The sequence below is a fragment of the Coraliomargarita algicola genome, from assembly GCF_033878955.1.
Classification (GTDB): Bacteria; Verrucomicrobiota; Verrucomicrobiia; order Opitutales; family Coraliomargaritaceae; genus Thalassobacterium; species Thalassobacterium algicola.
The window spans coordinates 163,441-187,054 of the sequence record NZ_CP138858.1; the positions used below are offsets into that span (position 1 = coordinate 163,441).

11 protein-coding genes are annotated in these 23,614 nt (G+C 52.3%); all 11 read left to right on the plus strand.

From position 1 onward, the window contains the following. The first annotated feature begins 96 nt into the window (after positions 1–96). The 11 genes from SH580_RS00605 to SH580_RS00655 all read left to right on the plus strand — a co-directional run bounded on the left by SH580_RS00605 (position 97) and on the right by SH580_RS00655 (position 23,358). Positions 97–1,926, plus strand: coding sequence for a sodium:solute symporter family transporter (locus SH580_RS00605; protein ID WP_319833063.1), 1,830 nt, complete (start codon positions 97–99; stop codon positions 1,924–1,926). A 72-nt stretch (positions 1,927–1,998) separates the two neighbouring features. Next, entirely contained in the window at positions 1,999–4,413 is a 2,415-nt protein-coding gene (locus SH580_RS00610) for a glycosyl hydrolase family 95 catalytic domain-containing protein (protein ID WP_319833064.1), read from the plus strand. 114 nt (positions 4,414–4,527) lie between these two features. Continuing rightward, a complete protein-coding gene (locus tag SH580_RS00615) occupies positions 4,528–6,912 on the plus strand; it encodes a hypothetical protein (RefSeq protein WP_319833065.1) in 2,385 nt (794 codons plus the stop codon). Positions 6,913–6,999: 87 nt separating this feature from the next. After that, positions 7,000–8,430, plus strand: a complete 1,431-nt coding sequence (locus tag SH580_RS00620) for a sulfatase-like hydrolase/transferase (protein ID WP_319833066.1) — start codon at positions 7,000–7,002, stop codon at positions 8,428–8,430. Positions 8,431–8,519: 89 nt separating this feature from the next. Continuing rightward, complete coding sequence (locus SH580_RS00625) at positions 8,520–10,895, plus strand: glycosyl hydrolase family 95 catalytic domain-containing protein (protein ID WP_319833067.1); 2,376 nt, start codon at positions 8,520–8,522, stop codon at positions 10,893–10,895. A 19-nt stretch (positions 10,896–10,914) separates the two neighbouring features. Continuing rightward, the gene (locus tag SH580_RS00630; RefSeq protein ID WP_319833068.1) at positions 10,915–13,698 is read left to right on the plus strand and encodes an alpha/beta hydrolase fold domain-containing protein; all 2,784 of its coding nucleotides are present in this window, start codon (positions 10,915–10,917) and stop codon (positions 13,696–13,698) included. 205 nt (positions 13,699–13,903) lie between these two features. Further along, a complete protein-coding gene (locus SH580_RS00635) occupies positions 13,904–15,802 on the plus strand; it encodes a sulfatase (RefSeq protein ID WP_319833069.1) in 1,899 nt (632 codons plus the stop codon). Between the two features lie 24 nt (positions 15,803–15,826). Next, complete coding sequence (locus SH580_RS00640) at positions 15,827–19,543, plus strand: hypothetical protein (RefSeq protein WP_319833070.1); 3,717 nt, start codon at positions 15,827–15,829, stop codon at positions 19,541–19,543. A gap of 10 nt (positions 19,544–19,553) precedes the next feature. Continuing rightward, a complete protein-coding gene (locus SH580_RS00645) occupies positions 19,554–20,294 on the plus strand; it encodes a hypothetical protein (RefSeq protein WP_319833071.1) in 741 nt (246 codons plus the stop codon). Positions 20,295–20,447: 153 nt separating this feature from the next. Beyond that, the gene (locus tag SH580_RS00650; protein WP_319833072.1) at positions 20,448–22,238 is read left to right on the plus strand and encodes an alpha-L-fucosidase; all 1,791 of its coding nucleotides are present in this window, start codon (positions 20,448–20,450) and stop codon (positions 22,236–22,238) included. 364 nt (positions 22,239–22,602) lie between these two features. Continuing rightward, entirely contained in the window at positions 22,603–23,358 is a 756-nt protein-coding gene (locus SH580_RS00655) for a DUF1559 family PulG-like putative transporter (RefSeq protein WP_319833073.1), read from the plus strand. The last annotated feature ends 256 nt before the right edge of the window (positions 23,359–23,614 follow it).

A 23,614-nucleotide genomic window follows, 5' to 3' on the forward strand; every position in this document is an offset into this window, starting at 1 on the left:
CGAGACCTGATCCGGCGCATTTGCCTACGAATAAATTCTTGCGATTTGTGTCGACCGCGGTCTTTTTGTTTAGTATTAACATTTTGTCTTATTATTATGTATTCCCTTGAACTCCTAGACTATCTTGTAATCGGTGCGATCTTGCTTTCTTTGATCGGTGTCGGTTTGTATTTCACGAAGAAGGGGGGCGAAGATATGGACTCTTTCTTCGTTTCCGGTCGCTCCTTGCCCTGGTATATTGGTGGCACTTCGATGATCGCGACGAGTTTTGCTGCGGATACGCCGCTGTGGGTGAGTGCCTTGGTGCGCAGCCACGGGGTGCATTACATTTGGCAGTTTTGGGCGCCTTTGATCGGCTCCACTCTGGCAGTGGTGTATTTCGGGCGCAAGTGGCGTCGCATGGCCTTTGTCACCGATATCGAATTCATGGAGGCCCGGTATGAAGGCGCTCCCGCAAAGGCCTTGCGCGGCTGGTCGGGCGCTTGGGGGGCGATTGTGATTTGCCCCTTGATTTCGGCTTGGGTGATCAAAGCAATGGAAACCATTGGCCGCGAAGCGATGGGCTTGCCGCCGGAATCACAGTTGGCGGTAACGATTGGCGTGGTGACTGTGGCGATTTTGATGTGCGGACTTTCCGGTCTGTTCGGGGTGGTCTATACCGACTTTATTCAATTCATCTTGGCGACAGTGGGCACACTTTTACTGGCTGTGCTTTCGGTGCGCGCGGTGGGCGGGCTTGATTCAATGGTGGAGCAACTCACTGCGATGAAAGACTGGGGCGGCAACCAGCTCAGCATTGCGCCGCAGATTGGTAGTGGGGAAGGCCAGATGTCGATGTGGAATGCGATCGGGTATTTTGGTTTCCTTTGGATCGGTGTGGGCTTGAGTGGCGGCTACCAAGCGCAGCGTCTGCTGGCGAGTAAGGACTCCAAGCATGCGAGTTATGCGCAGTTGCTACACACGGTGGTCTATTTCTGCTTCATGGCTTGGCCGTGGGTCTTGGTCGCTCTGTGCTCGATGATTTTATTGCCCGATCTCGATGTCGCGGATCAGAGTGCAGCCTATCCGCGGATGATCGTGATGATTCTTCCGGTCGGCTTGCGCGGTCTACTGGTTGCGGCACTGCTGGCAGCCTTTATTTCGACGATCAGCACCTTGTTTAACTGGGGCTCTTCTTACTTGGTAAACGATATCTATCGTCGCTTCCTAAATCCGAATGCGACCGAGAAAAACTACGTAACGATCGCACGTGTTGCGACTGTGTTGATGGCGATTGCGGGGGCCTATATCTCATTTCAAGCAGAGAATATTCAGCAACTCTTGACTTTGGCCTACGTGCTGGGGTCGGCAGGCGTGGTGCCTGGTGTCTTGCGCTGGCTGTGGTGGCGGACGACGGGTAAAGCCGAGCTCGCCGCGCTGGGTGTGGGCTGGATCATGACGATTTTGTTGATCTTCGTGAAGGCCTTTGATGCGCCGGCTGTTAAGTTGTTCGGATTGGATGAAGGGGTGGCTTTGAGCAGTGATCCCAATCTAGTCGGTGCCCGGATGTTTTTGATGGTCTTCGTGGTTGGCTTGACTGCGGTGGTGGCATCTTTGCTCACTAAGCCAGAGGACATGGATCAATTGAAGCGCTTTGCAATGCGTGCCCGTCCCTTTGCCTTTGGATGGCGTCCTGTGATCAAAGAGATGACAGTTGTCTATGTCGAGCCAGAGCCGATCGGTCGGACGCTAGTTTCATGGGCGATCTCATTGGTCGGTGTGATCTCACTGCTGGTGGGCACGGGGAAACTGTTACTCGGCTCGCCCATGTTGGGCTTGGCGCTTTTAGCCATTGGGGTCATTGGCATCGTGATGACGGTTTTGCGCGCACGTAAGGATTGTGCCGGGGATGTCGACGAGGGGGATTTCCTCAAAGAGTCCGCTTAAGTCTGTCTGAAACGCATGCATATTCTAAATGAGTTTCTGCTAACATTTAAATGATAATACTATCTTATTGGGATGGCTTTAAAAAATTATAACAAAGAATGGAATGAGCGGAAGTCGCTCTTGAAAATGGCGCAGCCTGCGGGCTGGTGGCGCGATGCCTTTCCATTGGGAAATGGTCATCTCGGCGCAATGCCTTACGGGCGTTTGTGCGAAGAGCGAATTCTGATCAATCACGAGCGTCTGTGGTATGGCGGCATTGTCCCAGATCTGCCGGATATTTCCGGCTTGCTCGAAGAATGCCGTCGTTTGATGGCCCAAGGTGAAGACTTGGCGGCCAATGAACTCTACTGGGATGCCTTGAAGAAAGAGGGCAAAGAAGGGCGCTGTGCGGTCTATCATCCTGCGGCCGATATTTGCTTTAGCAGTATTTCGCAGGCGCGGTTCAAGAACTACCAGCGCTATCTGGATCTCGCGAAGGCGGAATCGATGACGTATTGGGAGTGGCAGGAGCAGCCACAGATGCGCCGCAGTTTCGTCTCGCGTGCCGATGACTGTATTGTCGTCGAGCAACAGGGCTCAGGACTCTCTTCGAATCTTTGGGAGCTTCGGCTGGAGATGCATGAATTGTTGGATGCGATTCGCTTTGGCGGCGAGTTGTTCGAGCCGGAAATTGATTTCACCGTCAGTGTCGAGGGAGAATGGATCATCGCAAAGGGCCGTTATACCGATCCCAATTACGATGGCGCGGAATACGGCGTGGTGGCACGGGTGCAGACTGATGGGGACTTGGCTGTTGCTGAGTCCGGTCAAGGGCTCGTGGTCTCGTCGGCCCAACAAGTGCTGATCGTTGCCAAAGTCTATGTTTACGAAGCCGCGGAGGCCGCGATCGAGCGATTGCAACAGGAGATTACGCAACTGGGAGGTGATTATGAAGCCCTTTTGGAAGCACATGTGGCCTTGCACCGTCCACGTTTCGAGTCCTGCCGTGTGGAGTTTGATGGGGCCGATGAAGGGCAGACCAACGAAAGCTTACTTTTGGAAGCATACAGTGGTTCGATGCCGGTGGAGTTGCTGCAAAAGATGACCGATTACGGTCGCTACCTCTTGATCAATAGCTCCGACGAGTCTTCCGTGCCTTCAAACTTGCAGGGCATATGGAATGGTGACTATGCACCGCCCTGGGATTGCTTCTTTATGATCAACGAGAACTTGCTGATGAATTATTGGCAAGCCTTGCCCGGCGGTATGAATGAGGAGGCCTTGGGGGTCTTTAACTTCTACGAGTCGAACCTGGAGGACTACCGGGAGAATGCACGCAAGCTTTACGGTTGCCGCGGTATTTTTATCCCCGCGCTGACGTCGCCGGAGACCGGTCTTTCGACTCACGGAGGCTCTTGGATTGTCAACTGGATTTCCGGAGCGGGCTGGTTGTGTCAGCTGTTTTACGACTACTATTTATTTACCAACGACGAGGCCTTTCTGAAAGAGCGTTTGCTTCCGTTCATGCGGGAAGTCGCGCTGTTCTATGAAGACTATTTCAGCTTCGATGCCGCGGGCAAAGTCATCATTGCGCCCTCGACCTCGCCGGAGAACTGGCCGAAGGAATCGTGTGCGATTGAGTCGCCGACATCGATCCACCCTCGCTTAACGGTGAACGCGACGATGGACGTGGCGATTGCCCGTGAGTTATTAGGAAATCTGCTGAAAGGCGCCCGCAACTATGCCTTGTATGACAAACAATGGGAACGTTGGGAGTGTATCTTGGAAGGGCTGCCGGAGTATGAAGTCAACGAAGACGGCGCCATCCGCGAATGGTTGGATCACCGTTATTCGGACAACTACGAACACCGCCACCTGTCGCAAATCTATCCGGTCTTTCCCGGCTACGAAGTGACCAAGGAGTCGCACCCGATGCTATTTCCGGCATTTGAGAAAGCAGTCGATATGCGTGGCACCGTCGGCTTGAAAGATCAGACCGGATGGTCGCTCGCACACATGGCCAACATCCGTGCACGAATGGGGGATGGTGCCAGTGCTTTTGACTGTTTGGAAACAATTGCGCAGACCTGCGTCGGCAAAAACTTTTTTACCTATCACAATGATTACCGTGGTTCAGGCATTTCAGTGGATTGGTATTTTGGACGGTCTACGCCCTTTCAAATTGATGCCAACATGGGGTTGACCGCGGCGGTTTATGAAATGCTGGTTCAGTCCGGACCTGATTTTATCAAGCTGCTACCTGCTTTGCCCGAGGAACTGGGTTCCGGGAAGGTCTTTGGTATGCGGACCCGTGCTGCCGTGGATGTGGACTTGGAGTGGCAACAAGAGCCCTTTCAAGTGAAGGCCACATTCCGTTCGCACCGCGATCAGACTGTTCGCTTATACTTGCCTAATTCTGAAACGTTTGTTGAGCTTGCGCTGGAAGCGGGCAATGCTTTGACACATCGTTGGGTGATGCAGAGCAGCCAGTTAGTTGAAGCCAATTAGCTATAGATATGACTAAAGATTTTCAGACTGTTGTAAGCGGGTACCTGTGTACTTCGGCGATTGGGACTGCTGGCGGCAGTCGTCGTCGCCAGCGCGTTCATCTCTGCATGTAATGTGAAATCAAATGCGGACAGCGCATCGACGGATTCGATGGGGCAGTGGCAGATGCCGCAGCAGGCCGATGAGATTCATCTCTCGTGGGTGGCGGGGCCGCCGCAGATGCAAGTCTTCCGCTCCTTCGATCTCTATTTGGAAGGCTTCCGAGAGGAAGCGGCTAGCTTGGCTTTTCGCAGTCAGCAGTGGGGCATGTTGCTCGATCCACGTCGTTTGACGATTGAGCAACTCACCTTGACGCAGGTTGGGGATCCGATTGCGGACACCTTGGACTATTCGTCGCTGGCCCAGCGTTGGTCGTCGAGTGAGTTGGCGCTGAATGTTGAAGTCGACGGCCAGATCTATCGCGCGGTCGGTGGACCACTGCCAGATCCGGCCGATAATTATAATTATTCACCGATCCATATCGTAGAGAGCGGTCCCTGGTTTCAGCATGTCGCGATTTATGATTTGGATTTAATCAATGCAGATGGGGCCAAACTGCCGGCGAAAACATGGCTGGAGATTCGCGCGTGGGGCGATCGCTGCACCTTTGAATGGTTTGTGGAACCTGAAAGTCAGCAAGCGCTGGACTTGTCCATACGCTTGAAAGCAGATGCGCTCACTGTCGATCAAAGCGCAAAGGTGAAATCGAATCGTGTCTTCTTAGCACTGTCTTTTGCGGATGAAAGCGCACAGCCGATCAATGATCCCGATCCGGTGCATATCACGGTAGCTGCCCAGAATGATTACACGCTGAGTGAACCGAGCGTGGCTTATTCGGAACTGACGGACGCTTGGGAGCTCACGATTCCGAAGCAAAATTGGGAGAATGATACCGGTGCCGCTTTTAACGAAGCTTACTTGGATCGAATGTCGCGCTTTGATTTGAAATTGGAAAATCCTACCAGTGAGCCGCTTGATTTGTCGCTACGCTTCATCCACGACTACCATCCGATTGCCGGATATGTGCCGATGCTTTTGGATGCCGATGGACAGCAGACTGGGATTCCGATTCAGAACAGTAAAAACTGGCATTCGCTGCCCAAACAGCCTTTCCCTTACGAGGGCACATGGATCAATCAAACCGCGCGTTTGACCCTCGCACCGCATACTGAAGTGGATCTGCAATATGTCGTCGTCCATGCGCAGTGGCAGGGCGTGCCCGCTTCTTCCGCGGCCCAATTGAGCTTAGTCGGCTGGGGCTATAATGGTTTTTGGACTCAAATGGCGCTTGGATCATGGGGCGAGACTTTATGCCTACAGCCCGGACGCACGATGCGCCGTGCTTTTATCACTGACGTGCGTCCATTTGAAATGCTTTCGAATCAAGGCAAGAAATACGATTGGACCACCAATGTCGGCGGTGGCGATATCGCCAAGATCGTGGATGCGGATGGCAAATACATCACTTGGGAAGGGACCGTTCGCGAGTTTGAGATGATCGGGCCCAACTTGTCGCATGTGCGTGTTAAGGAACGTTCCAGAGACGAGCGGATGCAGCTGCAAATCGATACTTATTTGCCGCGCAGTAATTCGATCAATCGTTCCTACTTTAAGGTGCAGTTGGACGTGCTCGAAGATCTTGCCTTCAATGAGCTCGCCTTGTTCCAGCTCGGCAGCGATTATTATAACGAAGTCGAGTCGCGAAAAATCGCCTGGGGGAACGCGTTGGGCATGAGCGAAGTCGCCAGCCCGAAAGCTGCCGAGTGGGGGCGCGTGATGGAAGCCGTGCCTTTGACTGGTGAGCAGCCTTGGGTGAGTCTGATCGATATGGAGCCCGAGACCAATCGCCGCGGTCGTGGCACACGCGGTATGGTGGTGCGTGATTTCACCGCAAACTTATCGGGGAAGACGATTAGCAAGCCTTGGCTGGTCGCCGAGCGCACCATGACTTTTCTCAACGCAGAGCTCTCACTAGACCCGAAAGTCAAAACACTCAAAGCCGGCGACCGAATCGAGTTTACAGTGGAGTTGGACGTCTTTCCGCTCACCGCCGACTCGTATTATGGAGCGAATGCTGACTTGAAACAGCGCCTTGAAACGCATGCCGACAGTTGGGAGTTGAGCGCCTTCGAGGCGCAGAATCAACAGCTTCAGCTCGACGGCGAGGCGCAGGTGTTTCCCGCGACGTATCCCGTCAAAGCGACTGCGGCGACGCAGCAGTTTACCGTGGAGAGTCGTTCCTCGATGGATATCGTGTGCATTACCGGTTTGTCGCAGCCCGGCACTTGGCAATTGACAGAGTTAATCGATGGCGAGCCTGTGGAACTCGGCGCGCGCTTCACGGTCGAAAAAGATCCGCAGGTGAACTACGATGTCGCCACACAGAGCTGGACCGCCGTGCTTTCGCTCGTCTTTCCAGAGGAGGCCTCGCGGCGCACTTTTTCTCTGAAACAACAGTAGTGACACGCTTCCAGCTTGTCGTGCGTGATCTACCACAAACTGGAAGTTAGTGACTATCTTTTTCGTCCCAACAACCACCCCGTTAATATGATACTAGTTAAACCTTTCTACCCGTTGACTACAATTGTTTCGCTGCTGTTCGCGTGCGTGTCGAATGTGGGGGCCTCCACAGACGTCCATAGCAGAGGTACACCGACCGATATCGAGCTTTCTGAGCGACCGAACATCATTTTCATCTTTGCCGACGACTGGGGCTATGGCGACCTCGGCATTCACGGCAGTAGTTTTTGTGAGACGCCCCGTCTCGATCAAATGGCGGAGGAGGGGATCGACTTTCAGAATTTCACGGTGAACCATTCAGTCTGTTCGCCGAGTCGCACCGCAGTGATGACAGGGCAATTTCCTGCGCGTCACAGCGTGCATCAGCACTTTGCGACGGTTGAACATCATCAGCGTGCGGGGATGCCGGATTGGCTCGACCCCGAAGCGCCGATGTTGCCACGCATGTTGAAAGAAGCCGGGTATGCGACGGCTCACTTTGGTAAGTGGCACCTTTCCAACGACCAGGTCTCCGATGCACCATTGCCGTCGGCGTATGGCTATGATGAATACGGCGCCTTCAATCTGCCGAGCAATGCCGGGGAACAAATGCCGACCACGTCGACCTGTCCGCGGGCGGTCGACTTCATCCGTCGCCATCAGGACCAGCCCTTCTTTATCAATCTGTGGATACACGAAACACACACACCGCACTATCCGCTGCCGGAGTATTTGAAGCAGTTCGAAAGCCTCGAGGAACAGCAACAAGTCTATGCCGCGGTTGTGGCGGAAGGCGATGCCGGTGTCGGATTGATTTTGGACACTCTGAAAGAACTCGGACTCGACGAGAACACCCTGGTGATTTTCTCCTCCGACAATGGTCCGGAGTGGACGGGGCAAAAACGTGAGACTGACGATGCCTCGACTGGCCCCGGACTCGGCTCTTATTTCTCTGTGGGCGAGAGCGGTGGTTTAAAAGGTAAAAAGCGCTCGCTCTATGCCGGCGGCATTCGGGTGCCGTTTATCGCACGCTGGCCGGGCGTCATCCCTGCGGGTGGAGTGGACCGCGACTCGGCCATCACCGCGGTGGATCTATTGCCGACCTTTTTATCGCTCGCCGGGGTGGAGGCCCCCGAAGACTATCAAGCGGATGGTGTAGACATCACTGCTGCATTGAAAGGTGAGGCATTCAAGCGCAACAAACCGATCTTCTGGGAGTGGGCACCGGCCCGCGAGCATCCCATTCTATGGCCGCATCGCGGCATCCGCTACGGAAAGTGGAAATTACTGTTCAACGAGAAGCTGGGCAAAGCGGAGCTCTACAACATTGAAGCCGACTGGGCGGAAGCGAACGACGTCGCCGCGGAACATCCGGAGCTGGTGGACCTGTTGTCGCAGCAGATACAAAGCTGGGCCGCAACACTCCCGACTGATCCGCCGGCTTCTTGTTTCTCTCAATCCCGACAGCCTGCCAATTAATGCTAGTACGGTTCAAATCGCCGAGTTTAAGTTACGTTCTCTGTATCGTATCCAGCTCCCGTTGAGCTCCAATTACCCTCAATTATCTCATGAAAAAGTGTCATTTGTTCAGCCTTGCTTGTGTTTTGTTGCTTTCTGCGTTTTCAGCGCGACTCAACGCCGAGTCCTCAGTCGATTTCGAGTCCTTTCTAGGACAGCACGATATGACCTGGGACCGCGTTCCGAACCGTTGGGAGGTGGCACCATACACGGGCAACGGCAACGTCGGCTTTTTGTTTTATCAAGCGCAAGGTGAGGCCAAGAATGTGATTTCAATCTACGCGGGGCGTCATGATTACTACGATCATCGGGAACCCTATGAAGGGCAGGACTTGCTGTGGATATATCGCGGGCGCTTGCCGCTCGGGCATTTCAATCTGAAGTCCGAGGGCGACATCATCGACGCCGACTTGCGGCTTGATTTGTGGAATGCGGAAATGACGGGTGTGATTACCACCACTGAGGGATCCTATCGTGTGCGTGGCCTGAGTCATGCGGAGACCGATGTGATCTATTTTGAAACCGATGCCACCGATGAATCGATTGAAATCAGCTGGCATCCTGAGGAGCCTTTTTCGTCCGTGCGCAAGACCTTGGATGCCGGTGGTGGGCCGAAGGCTGCAGGCATTTGGAAAGCCATGCGCGAGGCACCGTATCCGCCTACGCCAGAGCCGCAGTGGAGCGAATCAGATGGCATGCAATTTTGTCTGCAGCCCCTGTATCAACATCGGGGAGAAACCACGACCGGATGGGAGGTGCGTGGTGTGGCGGATGCGCGTCAAATCATGATTGCGAGCATTCATCACAGCTACCCCGAACGTAATAGTCTGGAGACTGTGAAGCAGAACTTATTGACCGCGCGCGAGTGGCTCGCCGCGCAAACATTTTTCGCGGATCATCAGCAGTGGTGGCATGCCTATTATCCGCAGAGTTTTCTCACGATCAACGATGCGGAGAAGGAAGCATTTTATTGGATACAGATGTATAAGCTCGGCTCGGCCATGCGTGAGAATGGCCCGATTCTGGACCTGATGGGACCATGGTATCACAGCACATTCTGGCCAATGGTCTGGGGCGATTTGAATGTGCAGCTGATTTATTGGACGCACCTGACTGCGAACCGTATGTCGGTGGGAGAGTCCTTGGGCAATAATATCGACAAGTATGCGGGCAATTTGGCGAGTAATGGTCCCGCTGCTTGGACTGATAGTGCCAATGTCGCGACTTTATTCCCCCAGGACATGAATGCCCAGATTAGCAAAGTGGTGCCTGATATGTTGGTTTGGATCATGCACAATTACTGGCTGCATTGCGAGTTTGCCGGAGACCGTGAGCGGATGCGTGATGGGGTGTTTCCCGTTTTGCGGCAGGCGGTGAACAGCTATTTTCATTACTTGCGTGAATTCCCTGTCGTGGGCGAGGATGGCACCATTCACATCAAGCACAGTTGGTCTCCCGAGTATCCGGGAGGGCGCGGGCAGGATATCAATTTTACGATCGGTTTGATTCGTTGGAGTTGCCAAACCTTACTTGATATCAATACCGAGCACGGTTTGAACGATCCTTTGGCTCCGCAGTGGCAACATTTGCTGGATAATTTGGTGGATTATCAAATCGATGAAAACGGTCTGCGCATTAGTAAAGACATTCCATTCGACAAGCCACATCGTCATTATTCGCACTTGCTCCCATTTTACCCGCTCAATGAGTTGAATATGGGCGATCCTGAAAACAAGCAACTCTTTCGTAAGAGTTTAGATCATTGGCTCTACGTGACTTTAAATAAGGAGAAGAAAGATGAAGCGATGTCCGTAACAGGTTACACTGCGACGGGAGCGGCCTCGATGTATGCTTGTTTGGGGGATGCGGTGCAGGCCTATTACTATCTGGATTTTCTAATTAAGCATAACCGCGTGTCACCGACCACAATGTATGCTGAGGGCAATCCCGTGATTGAAAGCCCACTGTCATTTGCGACGAGTATCCACGATATGCTGCTACAGAGTTGGGGTAGTCAGATTCGCGTTTTCCCGGCAACGCCTGATATCTGGCCAGATGCTGCATTTCGGGATTTACGAACTCAAGGTGCTTTTTTAGTCAGCGCTAAGAAGCAGGGCGGGGTGACTCAGTTCGTCACCGTTGAAAGTTTGATGGGTGCTCCCTGTTTCGTGCAAACGGATATACCAAATCCGCAAGTCTCGATCGATGGTGTCGCTGCTTCGTCCAAACAGGCGCGCCTTACTCAAGACGGCTTTTACGAAATCGATTTGAAAAAAGGGCAGATCGCCACGTTGACTGAGGGCTCACTAGCGGAGGCAGATTTCGCGATTGAGCCAATTCCAGTGAAGGCCGGGGAGCGCAATTTGTTTGGTCTCAATAAGAAGACCGAACGCCTGCCTGGCCATCAGCATTACTATAAAAAATAAGATCGCCCATTCGCTCTTTATGATCCCCCTACATCGCCTCAAATACCTTAGGCTTTCCTTTGTCGCGTTTTGTTCCGCGCTGACGATTCATGCGCATGCCGCTGAGCCGGAGACACTAGCGCCCTTGGTGGATCGTGTGGCTCCTGCCAGTGTGGCGTCACTGTGGGCGGGTTATGATCCGCGAGCCGAGTCGCTGGAGGTTGAAATTCTCAAAGAGTGGGAAGAGGCGGGCGTCGTCTTACAAATCGTTCGCTTTCGCGTAGGTGTTTTCAAGGGCGAGAAGGCGATGCTGGCGGGCGTGTTTGGTTATCCGAAGGGCGCACAGAATCTGCCGGGGCTGTTGAACATTCATGGTGGGGGGCAATACGCGGATTATAAATCAGTGCTGACCAATGCGAAGCGCGGCTATGCGACGATCTCGATCGCCTGGGCCGGACGCATCGCTGCGCCGGACTATCGGGTGAACGCTGAGGTCGTGAAAATGTATTGGGAGGGCGAGACCGAGAACCCAAACTATCGCGTGACCACGGATTGGGGCGCTGTGGATGGCTATCATGCGCCCTCCAAAAACCGAGGCACGGCCTTTCCTTCGGCCAAGGCACATCCTTGGACGCTGGATCGCGTCGAGTCGCCACGCAATAGTGGATGGTTTTTAGCCACGATGGGCGCGCGCCGTGCCTTGACCTTTTTGGAGCAACAGCCGCAAGTCGATGCCGATCGCCTCGGTGTGTATGGGCACTCCATGGGCGGAAAACTGACCGTGTTGACCACGGGCTCGGATGATCGAGTGAAAGCCGCTGTGCCGTCTTGTGGCGGGATCAGTGATCGTGACAATGACAGCGCGTTGTTTCGCGCGACCCTCGGCGACGACGCGTATTTGTCGAACATCGATTGCCCGATCTTGTTTCAAAGTCCGTCGAACGACTTTCATGGTCGCATCGACGACCTGCCGCAGGCGCTTCGCGAAATTCAATCCAAAGACTGGCGGATTGCGTCGGCGCCGCATCACAACCACCAGGACAGCGCCGAATTTGTCGTGTCGAGTCAGCTGTGGTTTGATCAATATTTGAAGGGTGAGTTCAGCTTCCCGCAGACTCCGGAACTGAAGGTGCAGCTCAAGACGAAGGACGGGAGGCCGGTGGCCGCTGTTCAGGTGGATGCGTCGAAGCCGATTCGAAGTGTGGATATTTATTACACCCAACAAGGGCAAATCGATGGGCAGAAGGACCAGCGTGATAATACGGTGAATCGTTTTTGGCGTCATGCCAAGGCCGAGCTCGCGGGGCAATCCTGGCGCGCGGCCTTGCCCTTGTTTGCGACGGATCAACCACTTTGGGTCTATGCCAATGTGAATTACGAATTGGAAACAGCGGTGACGGCAGCCAACTATTATTACCAAGTCGTGAGCTCTGATCATTTCGAGCTGTCGTCAGCGCCGCAGTTGTTCACGCCCGCTCAGTTGCAAGCCGCTGGAGCGACCGCCAGTTTGGAGCCCTCCCTGATGATCGAGAGCTTTGAGGCAGGTTGGCAAGAAGCGTGGTTTAGTTACACCCCGCAGGCCTGGGCCCGCAGCACGCATAAAGTGTATGATCCACAGTGGCAGGCGCCGGCAGGAGCAAAACTGGCACTGCAGGTTTCCGCGGTCGAAGCGAATAAGCTCGTGGTCGGCCTGGATGACTTTGCGGCCGAGGTTCAGTTGGACGGCGGTTCCGCCTGGGAGGCGATTGAACTGGCGCCTGCTGATTTTAAGAATGCTGAGGGCGCGTCGCTCGAAGATTTTTCGCAGATTCGTGAACTCAGTCTGAGCCCGTCCAAGACTTTGAAAGGCGGGCGCGGTTCCTCCGCTCGGGTTCAGTTGGGCGGTCCATGGAAAGGAGCCGATCCGGTCTTCAACGACCTGCACTGGAGCGTCCCGAATACATCCGCAATGACATCCGCAATGGCAGCGCCCGGTGAGGCCGGCGCGGCGGTTTCGCTGCAGCGTCGTCAGCCCGACACGATGTGGACTTATAAGGAAGTCGACGGCAAGGCGCTGCAACTCTCTGTCTTCTTGCCCGAAGGCTACGAAGAGGCGAAAGGTCGCTTTCCGACCTTTGTGGTGTATCATGGCGGCAGTTGGAAAACCGGCGAGGCGAGCTGGCATTATCCCGACTGCGCCTATTGGAGTGATCGCGGTATGATTGCCGTGTCGGTTGATTATCGACTCAGTTTACGCGATGGGGTTGAGGTGCCACTGGAGTGTGTGAAAGATGCCAAGTCTGCGGTGCGGTTTTTACGCAAGCATGCCAGCGAGCTAAAAGTGGATCCCGATAAAATGGTGATCGCAGGCGGCTCCGCGGGTGGTCAACTTGCGGCTGCCATGGCGACATTGACCAGTCCCGAAACGAACGATGAGTGCTATGATCTGTCGATTTCCTGCGTGCCGAATGCGGTTGTGGCTTACAATCCCTATTACAAGTGTCCGCCTTCACTTTCACCGCCGAATTTTGTGACCGAAGGTCTGCCGCCCTTTATTACTTTTCTGGGAGATCAAGACCCTGCCATCACTGTTGAGAGTCTGGTGGAGTTTCATAAAGACCTCATCTCAAAGGGGAACGTTTCGGAGTTTTACGTGGGGAAGGGCGGCAAGCATGGGCTTTGCAACGGCCGCAATCCACGCAATCCATTTTTCTATTGGTCGCTGTACTTGATCGATCAGTTTCTAGTGGAGCAAGGCATTCTGACAGGCAGCTCCCAGGTGGTGCGTCCAGAGGGCGTGGCCGAGCTTCAATTCGGGAGCGATTATCACGCTTATCGGGAATAGAACTTCTGGGTCGTTTTCTGTGCGGAGCCCGCTGACTTCATGGCAAGCGATGGTAGGGTGCGCAGTGCAGGACGGATGAGGAATATCCCTGAATACAGTCGACTGCATATGACGTAAACGTGGTAGTATTAACATTTGAGCTTGTGCTATCATCGTTTGGTGGCTTTAATGGCTGCACTTTAATCGACTGTTATCTCTGAATTTAATGAATACCTTTAGTCTTTCCTCCACGTTCGTTCTGGCGGTGGCGCTCTTTAGCAGTGCCGTGCCTTCGTTGGCATCCGCTGCACCTCGTCCTGAGCAGCCCAACGTTATTTTATTACTGACGGATGACCTCGGCTGGCAGGATGTGAAATGCTACGACATCGACGAGCCTTCGCCGATGGAAACGCCCAACATGGACGGTCTCGCGAAGGAGGGTGTTCTGTTTTGGCAGGCGTATTCGCCAGCGCCGACTTGCGCGCCGACACGTTGTGCGATCATGAGTGGCAATCACCCGGCACGTGCGCAAAAGACGCATGTGGTTGGTGGTGGGCCTCCCACTCCCTACAATAAGGAAGTACACCGCATGATGGAGCCTTGGTACAGTGGTCGCATGCCGGAGGGGGAGATGACACTGGCACGTGTGCTCCAGCAAAATGGCTATGTGACAGGTCATTGTGGCAAGTGGCACATGGCGATCAATCATCACGCCTACCCGCAGCCGGAAGACCAGGGCTTTGACTGGACGCGTCATAATCTCGGCGTGACTGAGCGTATGCGTCCCCATCGTTTGACCGGCTTTGCGACCGCTGAGGAGGGGGATCGTTTTAAGTTGGATGAGAACGGGATGCCCACTCATAAGAACAGCGAAGATGCTTTGGAGTTTATCGCCGGGCATGCTAATCAACCGTTTTTCCTCTATTATGCCACCTGGCTGGTGCACACTCCGATTCAGACGCGCAACGAAGCATTGCTGCAGAAATATGTGAAAAAGCTGGGTGTCGAGCTGCCGGAAAATCCCAATGAGTGGAGTGGGGAGGGGCAAACCAATCCATTCTATTGTGCCATGGTGGAGGAGTTGGATTATCACATCGGCCGCTTGTTGGCCTATTTGGATACGACCGAAGATCCGCGTTGGCCGGGACATACGCTGCGTGAGAATACGTATATTATTTTTACCTCTGACAATGGCGGTATGGAGCGCCACCCCGGTGAAATTATTACCGACAACTATCCGCTCGACCGCGGTAAAATTTCCGCCATGGAAGGCGGCACCCGCGTGCCTTTGATTATTCGGGGCCCCGGAATTGCTGCGGATGTGCAGTCGGATGTGATGGTGAATGGATTGGATTTCTATCCGACCATTCTATCGCTGACGGGAGTGTCGAAACCGTCGGATAAGCATTTGGACGGGGCAGACTTGAGCGCCTTGCTCTTGCAAGACCCGACCGATCCCAGCCTGGTGCGCGATGCCGACGGTAGTGTGCGCGATACCATGATGTGGCACTTTCCGAATAGCATCGCATTGGAGAGCACGATTCGCATCGGCGATTGGAAACTGGTGCGTAATTATGACCATGTGAACAATCCACATTCTCCTGAACTGGAGCTCTTCCGTCTCTATGAAACAAAGGACGGGCAGCAACATCGAGGCGATATCGAGGAGGCCAATAATTTGGTGGATGCTTTCCCTGAGAAGGCTCAGCAAATGAATGCCAAGTTGACGGAAATGCTGACGGAAATGAATGCCAGCTATCCGTATTATAATCCGAATTGCAAGTGGCCGCTTCCCCATAAGGAAAAGGTTTGCGAAGTGCTCTCGCATCAACGCCAGGGCGACCAAGTGACGTTTACCTATCGTGAAAATGGCGCCAAGGTTGTGCGTGCAAATTTGATCTACACTTTGAATGGCGGTGCGCGCTACGAAGAGTGGTTCCGTCAGCCTGCAACATTAGGGGGCGATTCGACTGTGTCCGCTCAATTGCCCGCGGGAACGACGCATTACATCATCAATCTCATCGACGAAAATAATTTCCTCGAAAGTTATCCTGAAGTCATGGACATGATGGAGCATACCAAGAAGAAGATCCCCTACTCATCACTCGCGATATCTGTCGATTAGTGTTCTAATTCATCCTCGAAAACCATGTTATCCTCTCGAACACATCAGAATCAATTGCCTATCCGATCGAACCAGGGCTTCGCACTCGTCATCGCCTTAGGTCTTATGGCCTTTGTGGTTATGTTGTTGCTAACGGTAAGCACACTAGTGAAAGTCGAAACGCAGAGTTCAGTCAATCAGCAGCAAAAAATAGAAGCCCAGCAGGCGGCTTTGCTCAGTCTTAATATCGCAATCGGTGAGTTGCAAAAAGCAGCTGGACCGGATCAGCGAATCACGGCCACTGCGGAAATTATAAATGATCCCGCGAGTTTATATACGCCCGGGGGAACCACTCCTCTGGCAGGGCAAGCTTCGTGGACTGGTGTTTGGAAGTCGGATACTGTTGCTAACGGCACTGCGAGTTATAGTCCTAAAGAACCGAATACGCGTGAGTTTGTTGGCTGGTTAGTTTCGCGTGCAAGCGCCAGCGACGAAACCGCACTGGAATTGCCGACAACGTTGGAGGCGATTGAGACGACCCCGTCCGCTAATATTGATCTTGCGACAGATTCGGACGGGATTTCATATGCCACGGTTGGTAAGGTGAAGGTGGAAACTCAAACCGCGAATGATACTTATTATGCCTTCATGGTAGAGGATGAGAGCGTGAAAGCTGACTTGTCTTGGAGTGAGCATTTGCCAAGCAGCCTTAGTTCCGCGCGCTATCAAGCTTCGCGTCTCGCGGCTGCGCCTGGGCCTGATTTCGGTGTGCTCAATGATTTGTCGGCGGGCGATGCATTTGGCACTGTCAGCTATCCGCTGACGATTGACGGGAATACACTGTTAACAGATACGATTCTCAAGATGGGTGCGACTTCCGACGTCACAACGTCGATGACAGATCGTGACACGGCCCTTGATTGGCTTAAAGACACTCGTGGCGACGTCACTTGGGGCAGTCGTGGTGTGATGGCCGATGTGAAGTGGGGCGGTTTACGCCGTGACCTGAGCCTAGCCTTTGAAATGGATGGTGATGCCGATGTGACGGCCTCCGAGCAGCCGACCAAGTTTAATCAGCAAATCGGCGAGTTTGTGGGAGGATCCGATCGCTATGCGGCCCCCGTTGCATCACCTGGCATGGGCGGGAATGTCGCGCGTCACTTGTATCGTGATTTTAGTGGTTCCGGTAGTTTGTTCGATGATAGCTTTGCTAGTTCGTCAAGTGTGATTCGCGGGCCAACCTGGTGGGCGGTGCGAGATTATGCGAATTTATATAAGCGCTTATCTCTAAGTGGAAACAAGTTCTCACTCGATGCCAGAGCCTACTACCCGAATCGGAGTGGGGGCGCGACGGAAATTACCGATCTTTATCCAGTTGGAGCTGGAGGCGGTGTTTGGCACTGGGAATACAAGAATGGAGATACCAGTAAAGACTATATCTATCGACCTGCTCGTGCCAATTATTCGCCTGTTTATTTGGGGATGACTACCTTGATTGGTATCAAGGTCATTGGCTCCGAAGTCGCATTAAGCCTCGATCCTATTTTTCACTTTTGGAATCCATACAATGTCGATCTGAATTTTGATAATATCGCGATCACAATGGATGTATATGCATTCGCTGGAAATATTACGATCTGGACGAAGAAGAGCGGTGAATCCACCGAGACAAAAACTGAATTTAAGCTTACTGAGGTGGTGAATAATAATGATAGTATCAATACAGAGACCTCTTTCTTGCTTCAAAATACGGGTGGTGGTGCGGTCACGATGACAGCCGGTGAGGTGATGGTTTTTTCGGCGACGCCGGTTACCTCCGTATCACCCAGTAAAATAAAAGGCACTGCAGAGCCTGGATACTTTGATGGAGGGTTTAATGATACGGGCATCATTGTTACGAACTTGCCCGGTGTGCCCGATGTCGAGGCTGGTGATGAGATAGGCTTTGTGTATCGGAGAGGCATCTCCGGCGATGGCAGTAATCGCAGCAAATTACAGACAAGTTTGCCTCCAATTGGTGCCAATGAGTCGAACGTGTTCGATAATCCCGGTGAAGATATGCAGGGCTATATATTAAACTTAGCACCTTTTGATAAAGGGTATAATGAATATGTCAGTTCATTAGCAGATGTGAAGCCCGAGGATGCTAAATCGGTTTCACAGGCAGGGACTTCTCTTAATGCGAATGTGCCAATAGAAGACTTGGAATTTAAACGATTCTTTGGACTTTATTCGCTCTTATCTAAACCTGCCTTTTTTACGGCCAATCCCGATGACGGATCTTCTGTGGAATCCAATCCTGTTGAGATATATTCACGTTTTAATCCGCTTTATTATACTACTAATGAGGAAATCTGGCATTCGGTCCCACCGAATATGCTTTTTAATGTAGTCAGCTCTTTTGACCCGAATGATTTAATCAATAATTATGGGATGCAATTATCGACCAGTGGTAGAAATGCCTTCTGGGGCGCTGGTTTCGATTCCTCGGGCTCCACATCGATCCCGATGTTGGACATTCCAACGTCTCCGTTAATTTCCCTGGTGTCCTTCTCCAATGCGAACCTCTCTGTCATGGCCACTGAGCCGATGCGGGCAGTGGGCAACTCCTTGTCTAATCCATTCTTCCAGCCCACGGCACCTTATGGGGGCATCCGTTGGCATCCTAATCAGGCGATCAATGAGACTGGCGGCGATACTTCATGGTTGATCAATGACTCACTATTTGATCGTTATTATCTGTCAGGCTTCGCTCCTGCGTTTACCATAGGGTCCGGGGGATACTCGGTGACGGGAACGATGGAAGCGACGCTCTCAGCTTTTTTCTCGAACGATTACTCTGCCGCGAATGCTAACCCCGTTCTGCGACCATATCTCCCCGCGAACAAAACAGTGGCCGAAGTCGTTGCAGAGTTAAAAGCCGATGACGGCTACTTGAAGACAGCCGCTTACAGCTTAATCGATGGGCAATTTAATGTAAATTCGACCTCCGTTGCCGCGTGGGAAGCATTGCTTCGTGCCAATCGGGACCTTGCCGTTACCTATGCTCAGGATTCGGCCAGCGATTCTCCTTCCAGCGATACGCCTTTTCCTAATGGCACTCGCCCCAGTAATCCTTCGGCCCCTGGAGGCTTAGAGACGAAGCCCGAGTGGGCTGGTTTATCCCGACTGACGGATAGTCAAATTGAAGATTTGGCTGAGAAGATTGTGGATCAAGTGAAATTGCGCGGTCCATTCATGAGTCTCTCGGACTTTGTCAATCACCGTGTCGGCCCGTTGAATACCTCGACATCTTACTCTGGAGCCATTCAAGCAGCCTTGGATCTGGCGACGGCCTCGAGCAATATCAATAGTGGGAGTCGCTCGGCTTTAGGTAGTGTTGATCCGGACTATTCTAGTGGCTTTTATGAGGGGGGGGCACCGGCCTCAATGAAGACGACTGCAGGGATTGCAACTGACATCACTCAAGCCAATGTCTTGCTGCCTCTTGCGCCACGTCTCAGTGCTCGTTCAGATACTTTTCGTATTCGTGCCTATGGTGAAGTGAAGGCAACTGTAGGATCGGGGACAGTCACGGCAGTATGTGAAGCCGTTGTGCAGCGTTTACCAGAATACGTGGACTCTATATCGGACGATCCTTGGGACGAAGCCATCGACCCGCTGAATGCTTCAGGTTCTTCACAACTCAGTGATCTAAATCAGCGTTTCGGGCGACAATATCAAATCGTCAGTTTTAGGTGGCTGTCGGAGAATGAAATCTAAATAGTCTATTATGCCATTATTCAAAAAAAATACCGCGCGCCCCCCTTACTTCATTACTGTTGTCCTGTTGCTTGTGTTATTCTTTGCTCGCACTGAGATGTCTGCTCAGACCGCAAAGGAGAAGCCATCAGTCGTGAACTTCACTTGTGTGTCATGGGATAAGTTGTCTTATGACGAACTCTACTACCGACAAGGTAAGGAGTATATTCCGCTTGAAGTGATTCCTTATCGACGTTCGACCGCGTATAAAGTAAAGGGCATGTCACATTTAGAGCTTTTTATCAAAGGTGTGGATGCAAAGGGAAAGCCGAATTATCAGTTGGTTGGCCAAGCCGCAATGCTTCCGGACACTAGGCGTATGCTTTTTTTCTTGGTAGAGAGGCCTGATCAGCCTGAAATGCCAATTCAGATAGTGGGGATGGATGACTCGCTTAAAGCTTTTCCGCGGGGTGCATTTCGTTTCTTCAATATGTCTAATGCAGCGTTAACGATCGGCTTCGGAGACCAGATTGAACTGATACCTGCGAGGGCGACTCGGATGCTTGAGCCGGAAATTGAAGCCAATGGTTCATTTATTCCATTTATTGTGGCGAATGACGAGAACGAGAAAATTTATGAAACGCGCTTAATCGGGCAGACTACAGGTCGCATGATGGTGTTTATTATGCCTCCGACAGCCTCTTATGATCGCGTCTCCGTGAAGTTTATTTCTCAAACTGTCCCTCGTAAACGCCAAGTGGATGATGAGTAGAAGCACTTCCTTCTACCTGCCGATGGGCTGATGAATACTAGCGAATTGTCCCCTCAGCCTGTCGTATAAAAAAACGTCAGCTATCACCAATTTGAGGGATAGGAAAGGGCTGAGACGTCGTCTAAAATTATACAAAATATCTTATTCAATTATATGCTTATATCTACCACTCTTAAAACGACTGCTCTTTCGCTGTCTTTATCTTTAATTGCCGCAACTCTGGCTACCGCAGAGACTTCCATGGACGAAATGTGGGGCGACAGCGTCGTCAAGCTACGGGCGCAAGACGCGGAACGTGGGCAATTGTTTAACGATGGGAATTACGCGATGTTTGTTCATTGGGGCTTGTATTCGACTCTGGCGAATAAAGTGGATGGTAAAACATACTATGGCATTGGCGAATGGATCATGAATCCTCGTATGGCGGACATTCCGGTGGAAGCGTATATGCAACTGCCCGCTTCGTTTAACCCGACTGAATTTGATGCGAAGGCTCTTGTGCAACTGGCCAAAGATGCGGGCATGAAGTATATCGTCATTACGGCCAAGCACCATGAAGGCTTTGCTATGTATGATTCCGCCTGTAGCGATTTCGATATCGTGGATGCGACACCTTACGGTCAAGATCCGCTGAAAGCGCTGTCGCTTGCGTGTGAGGAAGCGGGCATTGGCTTGGGTGTCTATTATTCTCACTTTCAAGACTGGACCGCACCCGGTGGTGGACGCGGGCCTAAGGTGGATGCCGAGGGAAATGCTGTCAGTTTTGAGGACTATTTTGTGAATAAATGCCTGCCGCAGATCGATGAACTCACCTCGAATTATGGTCCACTGGAACTGATCTGGTTTGATACACCGGCATCGATTTCGAAAGAGCACGTCGAGCAATTGATCGCCGTTGTCCGCAAGAACCAGCCAAAAGCATTGATCAATGGCCGGGCCGGACATGGCCTCGGAGATTATCAGGGGCTCGGCGACATGGAAGTGCCCTTGCGCAATGTCCCCGGTATGTGGGAGAGTGTGGATACCATTAACGATTCATGGGCCTATGCCTGGTATGATGAGAATTGGAAAAGCCCTAAAGAGATTCTGCGTCGATTGATCGGCACCGTGGCTCGTGGCGGCACCTATATGCTGAATGTCGGACCTCGTGGCGATGGCTCAGTTCCGGAACGTTCGGCGCGCACGCTGCGCAGCTCGGGCGAGTGGATTCAGGAATACCCACAGGTCGTGTATGATGTGGATGCCTCGCCTTGGGAGCACGCCTTGCCATGGGGCGACGCCACCGTAAAGGGGAATAAACTCTTACTCTCAGTCTTTGAGTGGCCCGACTCCGGCACGCTGTATGTGCCGGGCCTACTCACGGAAGTGAAGGGCGCGCGCTTACTGAACGGCGCAGCAAACGAGGCGATTTCATTTGCTCGCGAAGGCAATACGCTGCTTTTGGACTTGCCCGCTCAAGCGCCGGATTCGTTAGTTTCAGTGATTGAATTGGAGCTGGCCTCAACACCCAAGGCGGATCCGACCTGGGCTTTGGATCCCACCACCAAAACCACGATCGAAGCTGAATTTTGCAGCACCGAAGGTGCGACCTTGAGCAATATACGCTGGATGGAAAAATTTGGCGAATGGAAGCACATGAAACAGGTCACGGACTGGAAGCCGGGCTCTGCGGCCACTTGGGAGGTCGATGTTCTGGTGCCAGGGGATTACCAAGTCGACTTGAGTTATAAGGGGGAAGATCGTCTCGTTTGGGAGGTCGAAGTTGAAGGAGGCGAGAAGATCCGCAATCAGCAAGCCTCCTCTGAAATCTACCAAGCCCATCCGATGGGGTGGCTACATTTCCCCGAGGCGGGACGCTATCGTATCCATGTCCGCTTGCTGGAAGGGGACGTCAAAAGCTCTAGCTTGTCGGCGATCCACTTTGGACTCGTGCTGGCCGATTGAGCGACTGTAAGCGTTGGCCCCCGTCTCGTTCCTCAAAGTTATGTTTTGGGGGAGGAGGTGCGAACGGAATCTCCTTGAGTGATTGATCGTGACCTAGCGCCCGAGAGCTGGACTGAAGATAATCGAAACCTGGCTCACGTCAAGGTTCCGCAGCTCAACTCACATTTAAGGCCAAGGCATGGATATTTTGATTTTATTTATGTTCATACTAACATTCCTGCTTGGCAAGTGGCTAAAGCTAGTGTAGATTATGATACTGTTGTCTTCAGTGTTGTGTGCCTCCTCATTGCCTGAGGAAGATGGCAGGCCCATGAAAATCTGCACTGATCTAAGAATTAGAAAACACCCCAAGGAGCGCTACTTAATGAAACAAATATTATCAAAGTCCCCATTCATACAGCAAAGGACACGAAGAGCCGCATTCACTCTAATTGAATTGCTGGTTGTCTTGGCTATTATTGGAATCTTGGCTGCTATAATAATTCCAGCGGTTGGTAATGTTCGTGAACGTTCGCATGAAGCTCAATGTGTAAATAACTTAAGGCAACTGGTGATCGCAGCAAATTTATATGCGAGCGATAACCATGGCGATTATCCGGCGCTGAATGGTGAGACTGATGAAAAAAGCCAGGTGCCATGGTTCCAGCAATTGCGACCTTATATTCACGTCGAGGGTTCGAACGAGCCGATTGAGCTGATCAATTGTCCATCTTCAGAATACTATATGGAGGTGGATGGTAATAAGAAGGTCACGCATGCTTATGGTTGGCACGCTAAGTTGATTCCTGATACGCGCACCAAGTCGGATGGTTCCAAGCCTAACCCCTATAAAGCATTTAAGGTGCAGCGTCCCAGTGAGACGATTTTGCTCGCGGATGCGGGGCAACGGTATCCCAGTGGTTGGGGCTTCGGTTATTATGCGATCAGTGGGACTTATACGGCTGCAACGGCTGAACAAGCACTGGGTATATCGAGCTTTACTGGCTATGGTGCATCTGCTGACAATCTCAGTTTCAGCACGCGGCATAACGGTCGTGGGAATGCTGCCTTTGTGGATGGCCACGTAGAGTCTTTTGCTATGGGGGAAATTAAGCAAAAGCACGTCTATATTGAAGATTAATTGATGGCTGGCCTAGTCGTTTTATTTGAAATTTAAAACGTTTAGGTCGTTGGGTATCGGTGTGTTGCAACCGAGCGTGGGCTGCAGTGATCTATGGCTAAGAGGGGGCCGTTCATCGGAGCGGATCACAATTACACCGTCGCTAGTGGCAAAGTGTCGGCATTGTGCGTTTTTTTGATTCCATCCTCGGGAACAATCACGAAGATTAAATTCATTCATTTCTGCGCGTCCGAGTTCCCTTTATGCGCAAGCTCAT

Bases quoted from the DNA above. Each gene is read 5' to 3' on its own strand.
- SH580_RS00605 (WP_319833063.1), top strand. From the start codon at position 97: ATGTATTCCCTTGAACTCCTAGACTATCTTGTAATCGGTGCGATCTTG.
- SH580_RS00610 (WP_319833064.1), top strand. From the start codon at position 1,999: ATGGCTTTAAAAAATTATAACAAAGAATGGAATGAGCGGAAGTCGCTC.
- SH580_RS00620 (WP_319833066.1), top strand. From the start codon at position 7,000: ATGATACTAGTTAAACCTTTCTACCCGTTGACTACAATTGTTTCGCTG.
- SH580_RS00625 (WP_319833067.1), top strand. From the start codon at position 8,520: ATGAAAAAGTGTCATTTGTTCAGCCTTGCTTGTGTTTTGTTGCTTTCT.
- SH580_RS00630 (WP_319833068.1), top strand. From the start codon at position 10,915: ATGATCCCCCTACATCGCCTCAAATACCTTAGGCTTTCCTTTGTCGCG.
- SH580_RS00635 (WP_319833069.1), top strand. From the start codon at position 13,904: ATGAATACCTTTAGTCTTTCCTCCACGTTCGTTCTGGCGGTGGCGCTC.
- SH580_RS00640 (WP_319833070.1), top strand. From the start codon at position 15,827: ATGTTATCCTCTCGAACACATCAGAATCAATTGCCTATCCGATCGAAC.
- SH580_RS00645 (WP_319833071.1), top strand. From the start codon at position 19,554: ATGCCATTATTCAAAAAAAATACCGCGCGCCCCCCTTACTTCATTACT.
- SH580_RS00650 (WP_319833072.1), top strand. From the start codon at position 20,448: ATGCTTATATCTACCACTCTTAAAACGACTGCTCTTTCGCTGTCTTTA.
- SH580_RS00655 (WP_319833073.1), top strand. From the start codon at position 22,603: ATGAAACAAATATTATCAAAGTCCCCATTCATACAGCAAAGGACACGA.